Genomic DNA, 20,084 nt, shown 5'->3' with positions numbered 1-20,084 from the left:
TCGAGGTTAGGGCATCGACTCCCCGTGTACCGCCACGATGCGTCTGTCCGGTCGGGGAGTCCACTACGCTGGCGGGGTGTCTCATGACGGCGAGGTGATCATCGGACTGCTCGGTCCGGTGTCGGTGATCGCTGCGCCGCACCCGGATTCGGACTCCGACGCACCGCAGGTCACGCCGGTGCCCGGTCTTCGTGCCAAGCGCCTGCTGACGTCGCTCGCCTTGGCCGATGGACGGACCCGATCGGCCGAACGACTCATCGACGACGTGTGGGGCGCGGACGCGCCCCGGTCGCCGAACTCGGCGTTGCACACCCAGATCTCCCGGTTGCGGCAGTTGCTCGGCGCCGCCCACCTGCAGGGCTCGGGCAGTGGATACCGGCTCGTCGAGTGCCGCACCGATCTCGACGTCGTCACCGAGATGATCGCTTCCGCCGACGACGCCGAGCGTGCGTCGATCTGGTGGCGCGGAACCCCCGGCGATGATCTCGGTACCGACGAACCGGGCGGGCTGATCGACGAGCTGACCGCCCGCGCCCAGCAGGTCGCCGATCGCTTCGACCGCTCCCGCTACACTGCGGCCATGGCCGCCGGCGACCATGTCACAGCCCGATCCATCGCCGAAAGACGTTGCCTCGCTGATCCTCTCGACGAGTCCGCGCACCTGGATCTGATGCAGTCATTGGCCGCTGCGGGTCGGGTCGCCGACGCCATCGCGGTCTACACCGGACTCCGCCGACGGCTCTCGGCCGAACTCGGGGTGGGCCCGGGTGCCCTGATCAGTGCGCTGCACACCCAATTGCTCAGCGGCACCGACACTTCGGTCGCGGAGCAGGCCGAGGCGCCCCGGAGTATTCGTCGCGGCCGAGGCATCGGATTGCTCGCCGACACCACCGCGCTGATCGGTCGGGACGCCGACGTCGATGCGATTGTGTCAGCCATCGGGACCGGTCGGGTGGTGACCATCCAGGGTCCGGGTGGGGTCGGCAAGACCCGCGTGGCCAACCGCGTCGGTCATCGGCTCGTCGAGACCGGCGCCTCCGTGTTCTATGTTCCCCTGGCGCCGATCCGGGCCGCCGACGACGTGGTCCCGGCGATCGCTGCGGCGCTCGGCGTCGGCGAGTCCGATCTGAGCGGTAACCGCCCGCGCATGAGCGTCGGTGATCTGCACGACCGGCTGCTCGACGCCGTTCGTGGTCGCGACGCGGTGCTCGTCCTCGACAACTGTGAACAGGTCATCGACCGGTGCGCCCAGATCGTCGCCGACCTACTTGCCGCCGACGGCCACATCCGGGTCCTTGTCACCAGCCGCTCACCACTCATGCTGCCCTCCGAGTGCATACACCTGCTACCGACTCTCGACGCGCGGGAGGCCGGACCGGCAGTGCAACTGTTCGTCACCCGTGCCCGCGCGGTACGCCCCGATGCGTTGTTGCCTCCGGACCGAGTCGCCGCGCTGTGCCGTCACCTCGACGGTTTGCCGCTGGCGATCGAGCTGGCCGCCGCCCGAATCCGCACGATGACCGTCGAGGAGATCGCCGATCGCCTCGTTGAACGGTTCGCACTGTTGCGCGGTGCCGATCGCAGCGCGCCCGATCGGCACCGCACTCTCTATGCCGTCATCGACTGGAGCTGGGAACTGCTCGACGAGGACGCACGAATCGCGTTGTGCCGGTTGTGCCGATTCCCCGGGGGATTCACCACCGACGCGGGCGCAACGGTGTTGGGTTACAGCGGATTCCGGCTCGACGATACGCTCGCCGCACTGGTCAATCAGTCCTTGCTCGAGGTCACCGAAAGCGGTGGACGCGTGCGCTACCGAATGTTGGAGACGGTGCGCGAATTCGGTGAGGGCAAGCTCGGTGTCACGTCGGAGGAGTCGGAAGAGGTCGACCACCGGATGTGGCGGTGGGCCCGCGAGTTCTGCGTCGACGCGGCCGCACGCTACGACGAGGGCATTGACGACGTGCTGCTCGGTGCGATGGCCGCCGACGCCGAGAACCTCGTCTGGGTGATGCGCAGTTGCCTCGACCGCCTGAGCGCCGGCGAGCCGTCGTTGCACTCCGACGCCCCGACCGACACCTTCCTGACCGTCATCCGGGTCTTCCCCGTGCTCTCCGGTCTGTGGATGGCGCGGGGGTTGCATGCCGAGGTGTTGAGCTGGGGGACAAGGATTCTCGCGGTGATCCCGACGCCACCGCGCATGGTCGCCGACGATGTGCGGCGAGACTGGGAGGCCTCGTTGCTCGCCGCGCTCGCCCACCAGGTGATGCGCCGTGATCTGCGTGCGCTGGCGAAGGGCCGCTATCACCTGCGCCTGCTCCACCGACCCGATCACGTCTATGACGAACCGACCGATCTGATCGCGGCATGCGCGCTCAGTCGTAGTGCGCTCGCGGCCATGCACCACATCGTCCGCGGCACCCGAGCCCCCGAGGAGCGGGTGGCCACCGCGGCGATGGCCGCGCGGATGAACATCCGCGAGAACATGGGTGATCTCGAGGGTGCGTTGCGCGATGGGGTGGCATTGCAGAAACGAGCCAAGGCCAACGGCGACACGTGGATGTCGGCGATGGTCGAGGTCGGTATCGGCAGCGTCCTGGGTCAACAGATGCTGTGGCGTGATGCGGTGCGTCACTATCGCCGGGGGATCGTCGAACTTGTACGCCTCGGTGCCTACGAGGACGAGATGCAGACCCGAACGTATCTGGTCGTGACACTGATTGCGCTCGGTGAAATGGATTCTGCGGCAATAGAGCTCGACGTCGTCTCGGACGGGTGGACGCCGGATCAGCCCGATCCGCAGGGCAGCCCCGAACTTGGTGCGGCGCTGATGCTGGCCCACGCCGAATACCGATTCGCAAGGGGAGAAACCGATCTCGCCGGCGATCTCTATCGTCGGGCCGGTGAGCAGTTGATGCGCGAGCACCCCCTCGGGATGCAGGATCCGGGAGCCCTCATGATGGTGAGCGTTGCGGTGATCGGATTGATGCGAGCGGGTCTCACGGAGCTGGCGCGCGGCTATCTGCCGATCCTGGGTGACGGTGTGGCGGCGACATTCTCCGCGCTCGGCTGGCACGATTCTCCCCAGGCCGGGGCGATGGCCCTGGCCGCGGGTTATGTCTTGAGCGCCGACCCGCAGACGCGCGGCCGCGGCGCCCAACTCATGGTGCTGTCGCAGCGACTACGGGCCCGTCGGGACTACCCGGGCTTCGTCTACACCGTTGAACACATGGAAGAACTGTCGGGTCTCACTGACGAGGAGTGGGAGGCGCACACCAGTCCGGTCGCCGACCTGCCCCGACGCCAGGCGGCCGCACGGTTGCAGGCCATCCTGGCGTCGATGCGTGCTGACGATGCTCAGGCGTTGCGCATATAGGCGCGCACCGCGAGCGGTGCGAACACCGCGGTGATGAGGGCCGCACCGATCAACGACCACACCACGTGAATCCCGATGTGTCCGTTGGCGGTCAGTTCCCGGACCGCGGTGACGAGATGGCTGATCGGATTGACGTTGACGAAACCCTGCAACCAGCCGGGCATGGTGCTGACCGGGACGAAGGCATTGGACATGAAGGTCAGCGGGAACAGGATCAGCATCGAGATACCCTGCACGGCTGAGGCTTTGCTCATCAAGCAGCCCATGAGTGCGAAGATCCAGGAGATCGCGAAGCTGCACACGATGACCAGCAGGGCGGCGCCGACGGCGCCGAGGGCGTCGGGGCGCCAGCCCATGATGATGCCCATGACGATCGTCAGTGTGGTGGCGATCAGGTAGCGGATCATGTCGGCGAGCAGCGCGCCGGCGAGCGGACTGATCCGCGCGATGGGTAGCGCCCGGAATCTGTCGAAGACGCCCTTGTCCATGTCCTCCCGCAATTGGGTGCCGGTGACGATGGAGGTGGTGATCACCGTCTGCACCATGATGCCCGGAATGATCACCGGCAGATACGAGTGGATGTTGCCGCTGATCGCGCCGCCGAAGATGTAGGTGAACATCAGTGTGAAGATGATCGGCTGAAGTGTCACATCGAACAGCTGCTCGGGGTTGTGCCGGATCTTGAGCACGCCGCGATAGGCCATAGTGAAGGATTGGCGCACTGTTTCAGCAAGGCTCACAGAGGTTTTCACCTTGTCGCGCACCTCCCGCGTGGTGATGGCCGACGTGGCGGACGTGCGATGGAGTGTGGTGGTCATGACTGGGTCTCCTCGGTGGAGTCGTCGGTGGAGGTGTCGGTGTCGGTCTCCGCGGGTTTGCCGGTGAGTGTCATGAACACCTCGTCGAGACTGGGCTTTTGGACGTTGATCTCATCGACGGTGATGTTCTGCTCACGCATGGCGATGAGGATGTCGGGGACGAGGTCGGGGCGGTGCAACGACGCCGAGACCCGGCCGGCCTCGGCCGACAGCGCTGCGGGCTCGCCGAGCATCTGCTCGACGATCTCCGCGACGCGCGGGGCGTCGGCACGGTCGGCGGGCCGTAGCTGCAGGGTGGCCGCGCCGATCGAGTTCTTGAGACCGTCGGCGGTGTCGTCGGCGATGACTCGACCGTGGTCGATAACGGCGATGCGGTCGGCGAGTTGGTCGGCCTCGTCGAGGTACTGCGTGGTCAGCAGCACCGTCGATCCACCGCGGACGAGATTACGGATGGTGTCCCACATCTGGGCGCGGGTACGGGGATCGAGGCCGGTGGTCGGCTCGTCGAGGAACAGCAGCGGCGGGGTGTCGATGAGACTGGCCGCGAGATCCAGGCGGCGACGCATGCCCCCGGAGAAGTTCTTCAGCGGCCGGTCGCCGGCGTCGGTGAGGGTGAACTCATCGAGGAGCTCCTCGGCGCGTGACTTCGCGGCCTTGCGGGAGAAACCGAGGAGCCGGGCGAAGACGACGAGGTTCTGGGTGGCGGTGAGGTCTTCGTCGACCGAGGCGTACTGCCCGGTGACACCGACGAGCGAGCGGACCGCGACCGCGTCGGAGACGACGTCGTATCCGAAGACCGTCGCCGACCCCGCATCGGGTTTCAGGAGGGTGGCCAGCATGCTGACCGTGGTGGTCTTGCCCGCGCCGTTGGGGCCGAGGACGCCGTAGACCGAACCGGTGGGGACGGCCAGGTCCACGCCATCGACAGCGCGGTTGTTTCCGAATGTCTTGACCAGGCCGTGGGCGTCGATGGCGAGGTCGGTGGTCCGAGCCGCGCCACCTGGAGCCGGGCTGGTGTGCAGTGCTGTGGTCATGGACACCACTGTGCCCGGTGTGGCTGTCGTCGCGCTTACGTCGGCTTACGCGTGGTGTCGGCGACTGACGGCGCGACGATCTCTGCAGGTCAGGCGGCCGAGGATACCGAGGTTGCCGGAAGGTCGGTGGCATAGCGGACGACCGCACCGACCGGGCCGAGGCGGCGTTCGACCGTGACGATGGCGCCCGCGAGTTGCTCGGGGTCGTCGACATCGGCGACGAGCGCGACGGTGTGGCCGTTGTTGCCGAGCATGTAGGGAACGACGTCGGAGTAGGCGCTGCTGACGACGGCGAGTGGTATCCCCGCGTCGAACAGCGTGTCGGCGTAAGCGTGGACCGCCTGATCGTCGGTGAGCACGATCATCGGCACCTCGGGTGCGGGCTTATGCATTCTCATGGGTCTCTCCGTTCGCACGTTGTAGTGAATGCGATATAACCACTGTGAACCCGCAGGTTGTCGGCGGTCTGCGACCAACCTGTGGATCGTCTGTGACCCATCGCACTGGTTGTGGACAACGCCGCGGCGAGGGCCGCGACCGTTGATCGAGATGCTGAGTCGAGTCGGAAAGGCGTCGCACAACCACCCCCGTCGGTCTCGTCGAATCCGACGGGGGTGGTGTCGTCGACGAAGCCCACGCCGATCACGGCGGCGGCGCGTCGAATCGCGTCGTTGAATGTTGCCCCACTGTCGTAGGGGTAGGCGACAACACCCGCGGCGACCGGGAGCGCAGGACAGCGCCCGTAGGTGGCCGGCCCGATCCGCAGATGGCTGATCACCGCAACGCGAGCACGTGGTGCCGTGGTTCGCGCCGACCTCATCGCCTTCACCAGCTTCGGAAAGGTCTGTGTCCGAATCTCATTCGCGATGATCTTGCCGTAGGTCAGCGCAGAAGCCGGTCGGCGCAGAAGTCGGTGCGGGGGCGGCGAGTGCAGGCCCGGCGCCCATCACCGCGGCCGTGACGACGGCGGGTGCGATGAGGCCCCCGACTCTGCGTGCGCGTGTGCATGCAGGTTCACGCCAAGAGTTGTCACACTTTCTCGTTCGTTGGGTGGCCAGATCGGCGTATCCGGAGACGACGGCATCCGGAGACGACGATCGCGGCCGTCCGGTGAGGACGGCCGCGATCGCAGATCTCGGGATGAACCGGTCAGCTGTGGTAGGGCTCGGCCTTGACCAGCGTCACCTTGACCGTCGCCCCGCTGGGGACGGTGTATTCGCGGGTTTCGCCGACCTTGGTGTCGATCAGCGCAGCGCCCAGTGGTGAGCTGGGGGAGTAGGTCTCCAACTTTCCGCCCTGAGCGCCTTCCTCGCGGGTGGCGATCAGGAAGGTTTCGGTGTCGTTCTCGTCGCCGTCGTAGTAGACGGTCACGACCGATCCGGGCAGCGCAACACCCGATTGGGTGGGTGCCTCGCCGACCTTGGCGTTGTTCAGGAGTTCCTGCAGCTGGCGGATACGCGCTTCCTGCTGGCCCTGCTCTTCGCGGGCAGCGTGGTAGCCGCCATTCTCCTTGAGGTCACCCTCTTCACGACGCTCGTTGATCTCCGCAGCAATGACCGGACGGTTGGCGATCAGGGAGTCCAGCTCGCCCTTGAGGCGGTCGTAGGACTCCTGGGTCAGCCAGGTCACCTGGGTGTCGGTCATCGGTCACTCCTTTGTGTTGTCCGCGCCCTGTCGCGAAATCTTCACGATGGGTATGTGGACTGCTCTAAATGCAGCAACACGACCCCTTGCGGAGCCGTGTATCCGTCGAGGGTACCAGCGGATGAGATCGAACGCACATCACGTCGGGGTTGCGCGTGCCTCCGCGAGAGCTGCCACATACGAGGGCTCGGCCCTTTTCAGCCACGCGCACACCAGATATGTGACGGGCATGATGATGATTTCAACCAACGTCTTCCACAGGAATCCGACGATCGTATAGTTCCAGAAGTCACCCCAGGTCGAGATGCCCAGCGCCGACGCGGCGACCGAACAGAACACGAGGGTGTCGGCGAATTCGCCAACGATGGTCGAGCCGAGCAGCCGCGCCCACAGTCGTCGTTCTCCGGCTCGTTCCTTCATCTTCACCAGGACAAAGGAATTGAGGAATTCGCCGGCGAGGTATCCGAGTAGTCCGGCCAACAAGAACTGCGGTACCACCCCGGCGACGGCTTTGAACGATTCCTGATTGGAATAGAACGGGGCGGCCGGAAGGTAAATGGTCAGCCAGAAGCATGCGGAGGCGATCAGCAGCACGACGAATCCGGCGAGAATCACCCGACGCATGGTCTTGAAGCCGTACACCTCGCTGATGACGTCGCCGAGCACATAGGCGAGGGGGAACAGATAGAAGGCGCCGTCGGTGACCAAGCCGTTGAGGTGGAACGGGCCCAGATCAAGATGCAACCACTGGTCGAACAGCAGCACACCTTTGGTGCCGGTGATGTTGCTGATGAGCATGACCCCGACGAACAGCGCGGTCAGCATCGGTAGATAGTGGCTCGCCACGGTCGCGAAGACCGCGCGGTTGGGCCGCGTGTCGGACCCGGTCATCGGTCCGCTCCTGCCGACGGCGGAGCGGTGAGATAGGCGGGCACGCTGGTCGAGCAGCCGAACACCTCACCGATCACCGGTGGTTCGGAGGTCTTGACCTCGACGCGGTGTCCTTCCTGCACCTGCCCGGGGCCGATCAGGACCTCGCGGCGTCCGGTCTCCGACCCGTCCTGGGAGCGGGCACGGATGACACAGGCGACCGGCTGTGACGGGTCGGCCCGGTTCACGGTGAACTGCACCGCCACGGTCGACGGGTTGAGGATGTCGTATCCGGTGGCCTGACCGGAGACATCGGGGTCGGCGAACTTGTGGTAGCCGATGACCGCGAGAACGACCCCGACGATTGCGACGAGCACCGAGAGTGCGATGAACCACAATCGACGGCTCGACGCCGATTGTGCGACGGGATATGTAGCCCGCGGGCCGCTCTGCGGACGATCCTGCAGGTCGGAGCCCGATGGCGTGCCCCCGTCTGAACTGTTCACGGGTCAATACCTACCATGAGAGAAGTACCGACCCGAAGGCGAGGAACCGTGCGCGAGACCCACACCGCCGAATCCCACCCGTCGACACCGTCGACCCCGTGGGGCGGCTCGTCGACGACGGCCGGGGTTGTCCCGACTTCGCCGCAAGGTGGATTCCGGCTGATGGCGGTGCACGCCCATCCCGACGACGAATCCAGCAAGGGCGCGGCGACATCGGCGAAATACGCCGCGGAGGGCAACGACGTTCTGATTGTCACGCTGACCGGCGGCGAGCGCGGTGACATCCTCAACCCGGCGATGGATCGCCCGGGCATCAAGGAGCGGATGAGTGAGGTCCGCAAGGATGAGATGGCCAAGGCCGCCGCGGCACTCGGTGTGCAGCAGAAGTGGCTCGGTTTCGTTGACTCCGGGTTACCCGAGGGCGATCCGCCGCCGCCGTTGCCGGAGGGGGCGTTCGCCACCCTGCCTCTTGAGGTGCCCACCGAAGCGCTCGTGAAGCTCGTCCGCGAGTTCCGGCCGCACGTCATGATCACCTACGACGAGCGTGGCGGATACCCCCATCCCGATCACATCATGTGCCACAAGGTGTCGGTCGCCGCGTTCGAGTCGGCAGGCGACCCCGAGGCCTATCCTGGAGCCGGTGAACCGTGGACCGTCTCGAAGCTCTACTACACCCACGGCTTCATCCGGGACCGGATGATCCTGTTCTCCGACGAGTTCGAACGCCACGGGCAGGAGAGCCCGTTCAAGGAATGGCTGAGCAAGTGGGATTCCAGCCGAGGCGACCTGATGGCGCGGGTGACCACCCAGGTTGAGTGCGGCGAGTACTTTTCCCAGCGTGACGACGCGTTGCGTGCGCACGCCACCCAGATCGACCCGAACGGGATGTTCTTCGCCGTCCCGCTCGAGTGGCAGCAGCGTCTGTGGCCGACCGAGGAGTTCGAGCTGGCGCAGACCCGAGTGACCACCTCGATTCCCGAAAGCGATCTGTTCGCCGGGGTCGAGGCGAACAGCGAGATAACCCGATGACGTCGGTGTCGATCGTCGCCGGGGGGGTGCACAGCGTGCTCCTGGCCGCCGACCAGCAGCCCCAGGGGCCGGAGTTCGGCAAGGCGTCTCCGCTGGGTCTGCTGATCATCATCCTGCTGCTGATCTGCACGGCCCTGCTCATCTGGTCGATGAACCGGCAACTGCGCAAACTGCCCAAGACGTTCGACACCGAGCACCCCGAAGCCGATCAGGCCTTTGACGAGGGCACCGATTCGGTGGGTCCCGGGACCCCGCAGTCGCTGGGCGGCGCCAACGTCATCGGTGACGCGGCTACGGCGAGGAAGCCGGCCGACACCTGACCCGGCAGGTGGATCGTCGGACACCCGAGCGTCGGATGCGAGGACACCGATGACCAGTGAGTCCAGCCAAGCGCGCAATGAGCTCGGCGCGGCGACCAGCCCATATCTCCGCCAGCACGCCGACAATCCGGTGTATTGGCGGGAGTGGGGTGACGGCCCGCTCGCCGAGGCTGCCCGTCGGGACGTCCCGGTCCTGCTCTCGATCGGGTATGCCGCCTGCCATTGGTGTCACGTGATGGCACACGAATCGTTCGAGGACGAGGCGACGGCTGCACAGATGAACGCCGAGTTCGTGTGTATCAAGGTCGACCGTGAAGAGCGGCCGGACATCGATGCGATCTACATGAACGCCACCGTCGCGATGACCGGGCAGGGTGGTTGGCCGATGACCTGCTTTCTCACGCCCGGCGGAGAGCCGTTCTACTGCGGCACCTACTTTCCGGACTCGCCGCGCAACGGCATGCCATCGTTTCGGCAACTCCTCACCGCCATCACAGTGGCGTGGACGCAGCGGCGCGATGAGGTCTGGGGTGTCGGGCGTAAGGTCCGAGATCATCTGCAGACCAACGCCGCGGCGTTACCAGCCGGGGCGCTCGAGGTCGACGACCGGCTCCTCGCGCACGCGGTGAACACGGTCCTCGGTGACGAGGACCGCGAGTCCGGCGGATTCGGCGGAGCGCCGAAGTTCCCGCCGGCGGCGTTGCTCGAAGCGTTGCTGCGGCACACCGAATACACCGGAACGACCGAGGCTCTCGAGGCGGCTCGCCGCACGTGTGATGCGATGGCGCGCGGCGGCATTCACGACCAGCTCGCCGGCGGTTTCGCCCGCTACGCGGTCGACAACGACTGGGTGGTCCCGCACTTCGAGAAGATGCTCTACGACAACGCGCAGCTGTTGCGGGTGTACGCGCATCTGGCCCGGATCACCGGCGATCGGCTGGCCACCCGCGTCACTGCAGAGATCGTGGAGTTCCTACGACGGGACCTGCTGGTGCCTGGTGGCTTCGCGTCCGCGCTCGACGCCGACGCCGCCGGCGTCGAAGGATCGACCTACGTGTGGACGCCGACACAACTGACCGAGGTGCTCGGTGATGCCGACGGCCAGTGGGCTGCAGAACTTTTCGGTGTGACCGAATCGGGGACCTTCGAGCACGGAACGTCAACCCTGCGGTTGCGGCTCGACCCCGATGGATTCGATACCCCAGCCGTCCGAGAGCGATTCGACGACGTGCGACGACGGTTGCTGGCCGTGCGCGCCGATCGGCCACAACCCGCCCGGGATGACAAGGTGGTCACCGGCTGGAACGCGATCGCCGTCACCGCCCTGGCGGAGGCGGGCGCGGGGCTCGGTCATCCGGAGTGGATCGACCTCGCGCGCGAGGTTGCCGCGACACTGTGCGCCGAGCACGTCCGAGATGGTCGACTGCGCCGGTCCTCCCTCGGTGGTGTGGTCGGCGATCCTGTTGCCGCACTTGATGATCACGCAGCGCTGGTCACCGCGCTGCTGACCCTTCATCAGGTGACCGGTGAGATCTCCCTTCGTGATCAGGCCCTGGAACTGTTGGACACCACGATCGAGATCTTCGCCGATGCCGACGAGCCGGGAAGCTGGTACGACGCCGCGGGCATCGACCTCATCGCACGACCCCGCGATCCGATCGACGGCGCCACTCCTGCAGGTGCCTCGCTGCTGGCCGAGGCGCTACTCGCCGCATCGGCACTGGCCGACACCACTTCCGCCATGCGCTACAGCGAGCTCCTCGACGCCACCCTCGGCCGCGGAGCAGTACTGTTGGCCAAACTTCCGCGCTCGGCCGGCCAATGGCTTGCGGTGACACAGGCGCGCATCGCCGGGCCATTACAGATCGCTGTGTCCCAGACAGCGTGCAGCACGGGTGCGCTCGCCGGCCTCGCGTGGACGGTTGCGCCCGGCGGATCGATCATCGTTGCCGGTCAACGAGATTCGATGCCGTTACTGGAAGCCCGCGGTCCCGTCGGGGATGTCGATGCCGCCTATGTGTGCAGGGGTATGGTGTGCGATCTCCCGGTCACCGACGAACAGGGGTTGCGGGCCGCGCTGCGGTGACCTGGCTGCACGATGCGAGTGGCATCTTCACACCGAAGATGACCACTCCGACGACGTGAGCACGAGGATGCCGTCATCGAAACCGGAAACCGCTGCCACGCCGCGGATGCGGGATCCAGGGCGGTTCGTTCCGACTCCGGCGGCCGAACGTTTCCGAGGGCTGTGGTCGCCATCGCCGGCTACCTCTGGGAACCGACGGGCTCGTCAGATTGATGTGGGATCGGCCCATTCACCCACGGGTCCAAGCAATTCGGACAGTCGGCGATCGCCGCCTGCCTCGGCGAGCAGGGCCGAACCCGCGGGCCGCAGGTCGATGTCGGCGCCTCGGCTGATGGGCCAGCGCAGGAATCGGCAGATGAACGACCGCGAGAAGTGCCCATGCGACACGACCACCACATCGCTCGAACCGAGCTGACTTTCGACGCGATCGACGGCGGCGTCGACTCGTCTGCTCATGTCTGAGACCGATTCGCCACCGGGTGCGCCGTGGGTCCAGATTGCCCACGTCGGATCGTGATCCGCCTGGATCTGCACCCGGGTCAATCCCTCGTAGTCGCCGTAGTCCCACTCCGCAAACAACTCGTTGGTCTCATCGACGGTGAGGCCGGCGAGTTCGGCGGTCCGCTGGGCGCGCCGTCGGGGGGAGGCGAACACGAACGGCTGGTGTAGACCGATGCGTTCGGTGATGCCCTTCAGTGCCGCGGCCTCCTGCGCACCTTTCGCGGTCAAGTCGATGTCGGTGCGACCGGTGTGCCGATCGGACAGCGACCATTCGGTCTGCCCATGGCGGACGAGTAGGACGCGGCGACGGGTGCGATCGGTGGACACGCGATTCAGCGTAGTCGTCACCTGCCGGTGTATGACGCGATCGCCGTCGGCCGGTCGAGAACTTTTCGACGGGTGCCCAAGCGTGGTGGACACCCGTCCGGTTCGTCGCATCCAACCGTGCGATCGACCTCGCGATGCTCGAGGGGTCGGGGGCCGGACTGGCATCTCGATCGTATCGACGGGCTCGACACCCACCATCTGTGGTATGCAGCCCGCGCCGAATGGGTCGACAAGCTCGATCCGCGAGAGGTGTCCGCCGAATCTGCTTCTCGGGCGGTGGAGGTCGTATGTAACCCGGCGGAGCAACGGTCCTCAGCGCGGCGACCGGAGCAGATGTGGCGGCTCGAGCGGTGATCAACCATGCAGTGCGAATTGTTCTTTCATCCAGTCGATCTCGTCGTGGGTGATCACCAGCGGCGGCGCGAACCGGATCGTCGAGAAGTGGGAGTTCTTGGCGGGCACACCTCACCGCGCGAGCCGTAGGCAGAACTCCTTACCGGTCCTCCGGGGTAACATCCGCCGGGGAGCCTCAAGGAGTCGTGGGAACCCATCGAGCAGGTCGTCAGCGCGGTCACCATCACCGGCCGGCCGACGCGATCCTGCCGAACGTGGCCCACGACGTGCATCACCCTGAGCAGGACCGAACGAATCCGGAGCCGGTGGCGTCGATCGCAGCGGATCGATCGTCGTGCCCAGGCATCTCATCGATCGCGATCATCCCTGACCGAGATGTCCGGAAGCAGCCGATGGTCATATCTGGGGCATACCCATAGTGACCCGTCGGCGGTGTAGGTTGACTCAGACGGCGACAAGTGTTGCGCCACTGGGAAGTTCGTCCGATTTGTCGCGATGGCTGGTACGTGAGATCGGTAACGGGGCCGGTGTACTCATCGATAGTCGTCATGAGTTGTGGCAGATGAACTGCTGTCGACGGGAGTGGGTAGATGGTGAGAGGTGTTCGTGTGGGCGCGAAGTGGCGTCGCCGATCGGTCCGGTCGGTGAGCGCCAGGGCGCTCGCCGTGGCGCTGGCCGCGGTGAGTGTCGGGGTGTTGTCGGTCATCGGTCAGGGCGTCGCGCAGGCGGCGCTTGCGGCACAGACCTGGTGGGTCAATTCGTGTGGCATGCCGACGCAAAGCCCTGGCGGACCGCCTCATTCGGTCAAAGTGCGCGCATGGACGCGCCCGCAGAACACCAAGACCGTCGTCTTGCTCGACGGTCTTCGAGCCACCAACGATCTCAGCGGGTGGGAACACAACACGCACATCCAGGATCTCGCCGACCGCGGCGTCAATGTCGTTGAGCCGGTGGGGGGTTACGAGAGCTTCTACACGAACTGGGACAGACCGGACAATTTCAGCCGACAAGGTTATACCTACGAGTGGGGATGTGTAATCAGTCGGAGCCTGGTCGCCGCGATGGACCTGCACGGGTTGCGTGGGCCATCGGGCCACTACGCGATCATGGGGCTCTCGATGAGCGGTAGCTCGGCGTTGATCACCGCCGCTGACGATCACCGCGACTTCGACGCGGCCGGATCGCTGTCGGGTCTGCTCAACACCACCGCACCCGGCGTGCGCGAAGCGATCCGGGTCGCGATGATCTTTCCCGCGATCGACGGGGGCACCCCGGCGATGAACGCCGACGCCATGTGGGGCCCGCCGTGGTCGACTCGCTGGCTCGACAACGATCCGCTGGTGCAGATCGGAAAAATGCGCGGACTGCGACTGTTCCTCTACACCGGCAGCGGTATCCCGGGCTACACCGCGACCGCGGGCGCAGTCCTGACCGATCCGGCGCTGATCATCGAAGGGGTGCCGCTGGAGGTGCTCTCCTCGGCGCTCACACACACCTTCGACGTGCAGGCGATGATCAACGGCGTGCCCGTCATGACCGACTTCCCGGTCTCGGGGATGCACGACTGGCCCTACTGGCAGGATGCGGTCAACAACGCCTTCGCGAGAGGGTTCTTTCATGCGTGACCCCGACGGCGCGAATCGTCGATACCAGTCGACTCCGTGGACCCTGGTCGGGGTGGGATGTTTCGGACTGGTGTTGTTCGTCGCCGGTTGCACCCAGTCCGACGGGGGCACCAGCGCTGACCCATCGTGGACGCCGGCTCCGGTGAGTTCGGCGACGGCGACGAGTCCGTTCTCAGCCGCGGTGGGGTCGCGCCCGACCGCTGTATCGACGCAGGCGCCGCCGCCGACTCCGGTGACCCTGCCCAGCGCGGGGACCGCCGAAACAGTGGCGCCCCCGCCGACGTCCGCGCGCACCGCCTTCCTGAACTCGCTGCGTGCCAAAGGGGTCGACATGGACGCCGACACCGCGGTGTCGCTCGGGTCCTCGGTCTGCCGGGTTCGCCAGACCGGCGGTGAGGACGCAGCGCGCACGTTCGCGGCTCCGGTGATGAAGCAGGCCATGGGTGCCGAGCCCTCCGACGCGCAGATCGCGGCGTTGGTCGATTCCTCGGACGGGCTTTGCTGACCGTGCGGGTATCCGATCGGATGCCTCGCAGGCGGTCGTTGGGTCCCGAAGGCGGCCCGTGGTAGCCTCGCTCTCGTGATCAGCACCGTGCGCGCCTATTGGCGTTTCTTTATCGAGGCTCCGGGTGAGCCTGCGATGAAGCGCTGATCGCGCCGCACGCCACATCCCGGAGCCCCGAGCAGTGACCCCAGGTCACTGCTCTTGTCATGTCAGGGCTTTCCGGCGACCACGACGCGGGCGGGCCCAGGCGACAACCAGGGCCCACAACCCCGCGAAAGGCATACCAATGACCACCCTCGGAGATCTCTCACGAAGTCCCGCCGACCGCTCTCTTTCGGCCGAATCGACCTCGGATCGCCGGATCCGCTCGTTCCGGTCGATCCCATCACCGGACACCATTCGCACCGAATTGCCGTTGACCGCCCGGCGGGCGCTTGCGGTCCAACGCGACCGCGACGAGATCGCGGCCATCCTCGCCGGCGCAGACGATCGGCTTCTCGTCGTCGTCGGCCCGTGCTCGGTGCACGACCCGATCGCCGCACTCGACTACGCGCGCCGGTTGGCGTTGCTGGCCCAGCAGTTCTCCGAACGACTCAAGATCGTGATGCGCGTGTACTTCGAGAAGCCCCGTACCATCGTCGGATGGAAGGGCCTGATCAACGACCCCGGTATGGATGAGACCTTCGATGTTGAGCGCGGTCTGCGGACGGCGCGGTCGTTGCTGCTCGACATCATCGACCTCGGGCTGCCGGTGGGATGTGAGTTCCTCGAACCGACCAGCCCGCAATACATCGCCGACGCGGTCGCTTGGGGAGCGATCGGAGCTCGCACCACTGAATCCCAGGTGCACCGCCAACTCGCCTCGGGACTGTCCATGCCGATCGGCTTCAAGAATGGCACCGACGGCAACGTGCAGGTGGCGATCGACGGCGTGAAAGCCGCTGCGGCATCACATGTCTTCTTCGGCGTCGACGACTTCGGGCACGGCGCGCTGGTGGAGTCGGCGGGCAACTCCGACTGTCACATCATCTTGCGCGGTGGCACCGCCGGACCCAACTACGACGACGAATCCGTCGCCGACGCCGTTGCGGCACTGCAATGTTCGGGTCTGACATCGCGGGTGATGATCGACGCCAGCCACGCCAACTCCGGGAAGGACCACCTCCGCCAGGCGGAGGTCGCCACACAAATCGCGGCATCAATCCGCGCGCGTCGGCAATCCGGCGACCCGGTGCAGGTGAGCGGCGTCATGCTCGAGAGCTTCCTCGAGGCCGGTGCGCAGTCTCCCGATGCCGATCCGCTCGTCTACGGTAAGTCGGTGACCGACAACTGCATGGATTGGGCGGTCAGTGCCGCGGTGCTCGCCGAATTGGCGCGTGGCTGAACCCATTTCGTTGTGGCACTGGTGATCTGCCGCTACGGTGCTGCTCACAGCAGAAGGTGTCGGGCATTGCTCGGGTGCCATCGAAGGATCGACCCTACGATCGAGCTGAGGTCCACGGCCGAGACCGCCGGAGTCCGGTCGTCCGGCGACGATCCGTGTCGCGTTGATGATGGCCAGCATCGCCGCTGCCGAGCCCGACTGCGTGTTCATCGGATGAAACCACGGATTCGGGGAAGGCTACGGGGAGTGACCCGCACGGGATCGGCACCATCGGTGCGATCCCGTACCAGCTGACCGAGCCGTGTCGGCAGGCCGGTGGTACCGGGGTGGGATCATGCGGCCCCTCGATGCGTCCTACGCCGACATGAGCAGTCTCGGTGAGACCTTCGGCGTGCGCCCTCATGCCGGTGACCCTGTGACGCAGTGAAAGTCGCAGGCGCTGAGGTCGGGCACGGTTCGGTACGCCGTACTCGTCGACGGCCTGCGTAATCCCACGACCACTGCGGCGCCGGCGGAACATCTACGGTCGGTGATCGCCCGGGGCTGACGGACTCGGGAAGTGGTTGGTGGTGACCCACACGGTGGGGCGTGTCAAGCCAGCACCAACCACACTGCGATGTAGTGCAGCAGCGCCGCGATCGCGGTGCACACGTGGAAGACCTCGTGGTGACCGAAGGTCGCCGGCCACGGGTTGGGGCGTCGTAGCGCGTAAAGGATTCCGCCGACGGTGTAGAAGACCCCACCGAGGGCGAGGAGCACCATGACGGTGACCCCCGCGCGGGTCGCCAGGCTCGGGGCGACCGCGACGATCACCCAACCGAGCAGCACGTAGAGCGACACACTGAGCCAACGTGGTGCCGCGGGCCAGACGATCGTGAGCGCCACCCCGGCGACGGCACCGGCCCACACGACTCCGAGCACCCACCAGCGCAGTGGGGACGGCAGGGCGAGCCCGCAGAACGGTGTGTACGTGCCGGCGATGAACAGGAAGATCATCGAATGGTCGGCGCGCTTCATACTGATCTGGGCGCGGTCGGTCTTCCAGTGCACGCGGTGATAAGTCGCCGACACGCCGAAGAGACCGACGATGGTGATCGCGTAGATCGCACACGCCGTCGATGCGGCGGCGCCGCGCAAGAGTGCGGCGCCGGTCACCACGGCAATACCGCAGGCCGCGGCCACGAAGGCCGCGTACTGATGGATCACGCCCCGCAACCTCGGCCGATCGTCCACGGGCGTTGTCAGCACGGTCATCACAGAAACCTACGGTACCGTAACTTACGCGGTCTGCGGGATGATGTGTCGATCACCTCCCGTCTGTCGGGAGACCAACGACCGCACACACCCGCGACCGGGCGCGGCTAATCTGGGTCGCGATGAAACTGCTTCCCGATGGCCTGCGCGGCCCGATGCTCACCGTGTACGAGCGACGACTGGTCCAGCTGATGGACACCACCCGCCTGCCGTGCCACGTCGCGATCATCTGCGACGGAAACCGGCGTTGGGCCCGCGAAGCCGGTTTCGAGGACGTCAGCCACGGCCATCGGGTCGGGGCCCGCCGGATCGCCGACATGCTCGGATGGTGTGCCGAGCTGGGGATCGAGACGGTCACCATCTACCTGCTGTCGACAGAGAACCTGCAGCGCGAATCCGAGGAACTCGACGCGCTGATGGAGATCGTGCCCGACATCGTCGACGAGATCTCCAGGCCCGCCGCCGCCGACCCCGAGGCACCGGCCGGCGACTGGCAGGTACGCATCGTCGGCACGCTCGATCAGCTGCCGGAGGCGGTGGCGCAAAGGCTGCGCAGTGCCGCCGAACGCACCCGGGGCCGCGACGGCATGAACGTGAACGTCGCTGTTGGCTACGGCGGCCGCCAGGAGATCGTCGACGCCGTGCGGGCGCTGCTCGCCGAGTGCAAAGCCGACGGCGGGACGCCCGAGCAGATGATCGACGCGGTCACGGTGGAGGCCATCGACCGCAATCTCTACACCAAGGGACAGCCCGATCCGGATCTGGTCATCCGTACCTCCGGAGAGCAGCGGCTCTCGGGATTTCTGCTGTGGCAGAGCGCATATTCGGAGATCTGGTTCACCGACGCGTACTGGCCGGAGTTCCGGCGGGTGGACTTCCTGCGCGCGCTACGCGACTACGCGGCCCGGAATCGACGATTCGGTAAGTAGCTCCGGGCCCTTCGTCGGTCAGCGGTACTCGGTGATCAGCGTGGCGAGTGCGTCGACGTCGCGGGCGAAGGTCGAGTTGGCCGGACTCGCGAATCCGACGACCAGCCCGCCCTGAGCGACGCCGTTCTCGTCGACGGGTGGATCGGCGTCGGGGTGGCGCATGGCGTCGAGGCCGCCGAAGGCGAAACCGCGTGCATGGCACTCCCGCAGGAGTCGGTGCTCGATGTCGACCGGCAGCGGGATCACCGCGTGCAGACCGGCCGCGATCCCGGATACCTCGATTCCATCGGCGGCGAGTCGGGCGATGAGGTGATCGCGCCGCGCGCGATAGAACTGACGGCTGCGCCGGATGTGGGTGTCGTATGTGCCGGCCGCGATCATGTCGGCGAGCACGAGCTGATCGACGATCGAGGCGTCCGGCTCGCGAACCCCCTTGGCCCACATGACCGACGACACCAGTCGCGGCGGGAGGACGAGCCAGCCGATCCGCACCGCGGGCGAGAGACTCTTGCTCACCGATCCGGTGTGGATCACCGAATCGGGCGCGAGACCCTGCAGCGCTCCCACCGGGTCACGGTCGTAGCGCAACTCGCCGTCGTAGTCGTCTTCGACGATCACCGCGTCGGTACGCGCGGCCCACTCGACGACCTCGGCGCGGCGATCCGGTGCCAGTGCCACGCCGAACGGATACTGATGACTCGGTGTCAGCACGACGGCGTCGACGCCGGCTTCGGCCAGACGCGACACGTCGGCACCCCGGGCATCGACGGGTAGCGGCGAGGTGGTGACACCGCGCCGGGCGATGACCGCCCGATGGAACGGCAGTCCGTGGCTTTCGACCGCCACTCTTCTCCCGAACACGGTGCGCGACAACAGGTCCAGCGATCCACTGACCGAGGTGGTCAACACGATGCAGTCCGGGCTGGTCCGGACGCCGCGGGCGCGGGCGAGGTAGGCGGCCAGTTCGGTGCGCAGCGCCACGCTGCCGTTGGGTGCCGACGGCGCAAAGACGGAATCGACGGCGCCGCTCAACGCACGTCGTGTCGAGGCGGCCCATGCCGACCGCGGAAACAGTGACGGATTCGGTTGCCCGAGGGCGAAATCGTGGTCCACAGTGGGCAGGGTGACCGTTGGTGGCGGCAGACTGGCCGGCTGTGGATGTATCCCGCAGGCCACTCGTGTGCCCGAGCCCTGGCGCGCGGTGAGGCGGCCTTCGGCAACGAGTTCGGCGTACACCGCGGCCACCGTGCCGCGGGCGAGTCCGAGATCGGCGGCCAGCGACCGGTACGGAGGCACCATGGTGCCCGGGGGTAGCCGGCCATCGGAGATGGCGTCGCGCAGGGTGTCGGCGAGAGCGCGGCGCCGCATCGCTCCGCGTCCTCGTGCCGTCGTCGACGGGTCCGGCTGGAGATCGAGGAACAGGTCGGCGCCCAAGCGTGCAGCCACACGCTCCCACGGGTCGCCTTCGGTCGAATTGACCTTCTTTTCGGCCATCGGATTGGACCTCTTTTCCGGTGCAATT

Annotated in this window: 17 protein-coding genes; 8 read left to right on the top strand and 9 right to left on the bottom strand. The window is 66.5% G+C overall.

Features of this window, described 5'->3' with window-relative positions; translation table 11 throughout:
* Positions 1-76: 76 nt before the first annotated feature.
* Positions 77-3,376: an AfsR/SARP family transcriptional regulator gene (locus tag EF294_RS05440; protein WP_123926416.1), complete on the top strand. Its 3,300-nt coding sequence runs from the start codon at positions 77-79 to the stop codon at positions 3,374-3,376.
* On the opposite strand, the gene EF294_RS05435 is transcribed toward EF294_RS05440, so the two are convergent.
* The 6 genes from EF294_RS05435 to EF294_RS05405 all read right to left on the bottom strand — a co-directional run bounded on the left by EF294_RS05435 (position 3,358) and on the right by EF294_RS05405 (position 8,248).
* Entirely contained in the window at positions 3,358-4,194 is an 837-nt protein-coding gene (locus EF294_RS05435) for an ABC transporter permease (protein ID WP_123926413.1), read from the bottom strand. The two genes, EF294_RS05440 and EF294_RS05435, sit on opposite strands and share 19 nt — an antisense overlap.
* Positions 4,191-5,228 (bottom strand): ATP-binding cassette domain-containing protein, encoded by a 1,038-nt coding sequence (locus tag EF294_RS05430; RefSeq protein ID WP_123926410.1) that lies wholly within the window; start codon positions 5,226-5,228, stop codon positions 4,191-4,193. Before EF294_RS05430 ends, EF294_RS05435 begins: the two co-directional genes overlap by 4 nt.
* An 89-nt stretch (positions 5,229-5,317) precedes the next feature.
* Positions 5,318-5,620 carry a hypothetical protein gene (locus tag EF294_RS05425; RefSeq protein ID WP_123926729.1) on the bottom strand — a complete coding sequence of 101 codons (303 nt, stop codon included), beginning with the start codon at positions 5,618-5,620 and terminating at the stop codon, positions 5,318-5,320.
* 757 nt (positions 5,621-6,377) lie between these two features.
* Entirely contained in the window at positions 6,378-6,872 is a 495-nt protein-coding gene (greA, locus tag EF294_RS05415; protein WP_006372305.1) for a transcription elongation factor GreA, read from the bottom strand.
* A gap of 138 nt (positions 6,873-7,010) precedes the next feature.
* Positions 7,011-7,763, bottom strand: a complete 753-nt coding sequence (locus EF294_RS05410; RefSeq protein WP_123926407.1) for a queuosine precursor transporter — start codon at positions 7,761-7,763, stop codon at positions 7,011-7,013.
* Positions 7,760-8,248 carry a DUF4307 domain-containing protein gene (locus EF294_RS05405; protein WP_123926404.1) on the bottom strand — a complete coding sequence of 163 codons (489 nt, stop codon included), beginning with the start codon at positions 8,246-8,248 and terminating at the stop codon, positions 7,760-7,762. Before EF294_RS05405 ends, EF294_RS05410 begins: the two co-directional genes overlap by 4 nt.
* A gap of 162 nt (positions 8,249-8,410) precedes the next feature.
* Here EF294_RS05405 and mca point away from each other — a divergent pair, with 162 nt between their 5' ends.
* Genes mca through EF294_RS05390 form a run of 3 tightly spaced genes read left to right on the top strand, consistent with a single transcriptional unit; the run spans position 8,411 to position 11,683 of the window.
* Entirely contained in the window at positions 8,411-9,277 is an 867-nt protein-coding gene (gene mca, locus EF294_RS05400) for a mycothiol conjugate amidase Mca (protein WP_123926726.1), read from the top strand.
* Positions 9,274-9,597, top strand: coding sequence for a hypothetical protein (locus EF294_RS05395; protein ID WP_123926401.1), 324 nt, complete (start codon positions 9,274-9,276; stop codon positions 9,595-9,597). Before mca ends, EF294_RS05395 begins: the two co-directional genes overlap by 4 nt.
* A 49-nt stretch (positions 9,598-9,646) precedes the next feature.
* A complete protein-coding gene (locus tag EF294_RS05390; RefSeq protein ID WP_123926398.1) occupies positions 9,647-11,683 on the top strand; it encodes a thioredoxin domain-containing protein in 2,037 nt (678 codons plus the stop codon).
* 204 nt (positions 11,684-11,887) lie between these two features.
* Here the strand turns inward: EF294_RS05390 and EF294_RS05385 are convergent, their stop codons facing one another.
* Positions 11,888-12,511: a histidine phosphatase family protein gene (locus tag EF294_RS05385; protein ID WP_123926395.1), complete on the bottom strand. Its 624-nt coding sequence runs from the start codon at positions 12,509-12,511 to the stop codon at positions 11,888-11,890.
* A gap of 944 nt (positions 12,512-13,455) precedes the next feature.
* On the opposite strand from EF294_RS05385, the gene EF294_RS05375 reads away from it, so the two are divergent.
* The 3 genes from EF294_RS05375 (at position 13,456) to EF294_RS05365 (ending at position 16,379) form a co-directional block, all read left to right on the top strand.
* On the top strand, positions 13,456-14,490 hold the full coding sequence (locus EF294_RS05375) for an alpha/beta hydrolase (RefSeq protein ID WP_123926392.1): 1,035 nt from the start codon (positions 13,456-13,458) through the stop codon (positions 14,488-14,490).
* Entirely contained in the window at positions 14,483-14,995 is a 513-nt protein-coding gene (locus EF294_RS05370) for a hypothetical protein (protein ID WP_123926389.1), read from the top strand. Before EF294_RS05375 ends, EF294_RS05370 begins: the two co-directional genes overlap by 8 nt.
* A 286-nt stretch (positions 14,996-15,281) precedes the next feature.
* Positions 15,282-16,379, top strand: a complete 1,098-nt coding sequence (locus EF294_RS05365; protein ID WP_123926387.1) for a 3-deoxy-7-phosphoheptulonate synthase — start codon at positions 15,282-15,284, stop codon at positions 16,377-16,379.
* A 591-nt stretch (positions 16,380-16,970) separates the two neighbouring features.
* On the opposite strand, the gene trhA is transcribed toward EF294_RS05365, so the two are convergent.
* Positions 16,971-17,633, bottom strand: coding sequence for a PAQR family membrane homeostasis protein TrhA (gene trhA / locus EF294_RS05360; RefSeq protein ID WP_246007693.1), 663 nt, complete (start codon positions 17,631-17,633; stop codon positions 16,971-16,973).
* A 122-nt stretch (positions 17,634-17,755) separates the two neighbouring features.
* Here trhA and EF294_RS05355 point away from each other — a divergent pair, with 122 nt between their 5' ends.
* On the top strand, positions 17,756-18,562 hold the full coding sequence (locus tag EF294_RS05355; RefSeq protein ID WP_123926381.1) for an isoprenyl transferase: 807 nt from the start codon (positions 17,756-17,758) through the stop codon (positions 18,560-18,562).
* Between the two features lie 18 nt (positions 18,563-18,580).
* On the opposite strand, the gene pdxR is transcribed toward EF294_RS05355, so the two are convergent.
* Positions 18,581-20,056 (bottom strand): MocR-like pyridoxine biosynthesis transcription factor PdxR, encoded by a 1,476-nt coding sequence (pdxR, locus tag EF294_RS05350; RefSeq protein ID WP_123926378.1) that lies wholly within the window; start codon positions 20,054-20,056, stop codon positions 18,581-18,583.
* Positions 20,057-20,084: the final 28 nt, after the last annotated feature.

Source organism: Gordonia oryzae (assembly GCF_003797185.1).
Classification (GTDB): Bacteria; Actinomycetota; Actinomycetes; order Mycobacteriales; family Mycobacteriaceae; genus Gordonia; species Gordonia oryzae.
This window is presented reverse-complemented; position numbering and strand designations above follow the sequence as displayed.

Excerpts from the sequence above, each read along its gene's own strand:
- EF294_RS05375 (WP_123926392.1), top strand. The coding sequence starts at position 13,456 with ATGGTGAGAGGTGTTCGTGTGGGCGCGAAGTGGCGTCGCCGATCGGTC.
- EF294_RS05395 (WP_123926401.1), top strand. The coding sequence starts at position 9,274 with ATGACGTCGGTGTCGATCGTCGCCGGGGGGGTGCACAGCGTGCTCCTG.
- EF294_RS05425 (WP_123926729.1), bottom strand. The coding sequence starts at position 5,620 with ATGCATAAGCCCGCACCCGAGGTGCCGATGATCGTGCTCACCGACGAT.
- EF294_RS05430 (WP_123926410.1), bottom strand. The coding sequence starts at position 5,228 with ATGACCACAGCACTGCACACCAGCCCGGCTCCAGGTGGCGCGGCTCGG.
- mca (WP_123926726.1), top strand. The coding sequence starts at position 8,411 with ATGGCGGTGCACGCCCATCCCGACGACGAATCCAGCAAGGGCGCGGCG.
- pdxR (WP_123926378.1), bottom strand. The coding sequence starts at position 20,056 with ATGGCCGAAAAGAAGGTCAATTCGACCGAAGGCGACCCGTGGGAGCGT.
- EF294_RS05435 (WP_123926413.1), bottom strand. The coding sequence starts at position 4,194 with ATGACCACCACACTCCATCGCACGTCCGCCACGTCGGCCATCACCACG.
- trhA (WP_246007693.1), bottom strand. The coding sequence starts at position 17,633 with ATGACCGTGCTGACAACGCCCGTGGACGATCGGCCGAGGTTGCGGGGC.
- EF294_RS05355 (WP_123926381.1), top strand. The coding sequence starts at position 17,756 with ATGAAACTGCTTCCCGATGGCCTGCGCGGCCCGATGCTCACCGTGTAC.
- EF294_RS05365 (WP_123926387.1), top strand. The coding sequence starts at position 15,282 with ATGACCACCCTCGGAGATCTCTCACGAAGTCCCGCCGACCGCTCTCTT.
- EF294_RS05410 (WP_123926407.1), bottom strand. The coding sequence starts at position 7,763 with ATGACCGGGTCCGACACGCGGCCCAACCGCGCGGTCTTCGCGACCGTG.
- greA (WP_006372305.1), bottom strand. The coding sequence starts at position 6,872 with ATGACCGACACCCAGGTGACCTGGCTGACCCAGGAGTCCTACGACCGC.
- EF294_RS05390 (WP_123926398.1), top strand. The coding sequence starts at position 9,647 with ATGACCAGTGAGTCCAGCCAAGCGCGCAATGAGCTCGGCGCGGCGACC.
- EF294_RS05370 (WP_123926389.1), top strand. The coding sequence starts at position 14,483 with ATGCGTGACCCCGACGGCGCGAATCGTCGATACCAGTCGACTCCGTGG.